Source organism: Cellulomonas fimi (genome assembly GCF_028527925.1).
GTDB classification, from domain to species: domain Bacteria; phylum Actinomycetota; class Actinomycetes; order Actinomycetales; family Cellulomonadaceae; genus Cellulomonas; species Cellulomonas fimi_C.
This window is the reverse complement of sequence record NZ_JAPESW010000135.1, coordinates 1-788: the sequence shown is the minus strand read 5'-3', so window position 1 is coordinate 788 and position 788 is coordinate 1. Positions and strand designations below refer to the sequence as shown.

The 788-nt window shown below is 60.2% G+C and carries 1 protein-coding gene; it reads left to right on the top strand.

Annotation, left to right across the window (positions count from 1 at the left end; genetic code table 11):
- Positions 1-124: 124 nt before the first annotated feature.
- A partial coding sequence (locus tag OMK64_RS21375; protein ID WP_272730125.1) for an ABC transporter permease occupies positions 125-788 on the top strand: 664 nt, incomplete at its 3' end.

The following is a 788-nucleotide window of genomic DNA, read 5'->3' as shown; positions in this document are numbered from 1 at the left end:
TTAGCAATTGGTAAAATGATTGACAGATACATTTTACTAAGAGAATAATCGAAGCTTTTGATTCAGCGTGTCTATTTTTTTTTTTTCAAGCCAAATCCTGGCCTTTGCCGGGTTGTGCAGTGCCATGGTCGCGACCCAGGGGTACGGCGTGCTGGCGGCGGTCAGTGCCGGAATGTTTGCCGGCGCGATGCTCGGCGTGGTGAACGGCTTCATGGTCGCGAACCTTTCGATCCCGCCATTCGTGGCCACCTTGGGCATGCTCAGCATCGCGCGCGGCATGACCTTTATCCTCAACGATGGCAGCCCGATCACCGACCTGCCCGACGCCTACCTGGCACTGGGCATCGGCAAGATCGGCCCGATCGGTGTGCCAATCGTCATCTTCGCCGTGGTTGCGCTGATCTTCTGGATGGTGCTGCGCTACACGACCTACGGCCGCTATGTGTACGCGGTGGGCGGCAATGAAAAGAGCGCACGCACCTCAGGCATCGGCGTGCGCAAGGTGATGTTCTCGGTGTACGTGGTCTCGGGCCTGCTCGCCGGACTGGCCGGCGTGGTGCTCTCGGCCCGCACCACCTCTGCCCTGCCCCAGGCCGGGGTGTCTTATGAACTGGACGCGATTGCCGCCGTGGTGATCGGCGGCACCAGCTTGTCGGGCGGCACCGGCAGCATTGTCGGCACGCTGTTCGGCGCACTGTTGATCGGGGTGATCAACAACGGGCTGAACCTGCTCGGCGTGTCCTCTTATTACCAGCAGGTCGCCAAGGGCCTGATCATTGTGTTCGCAG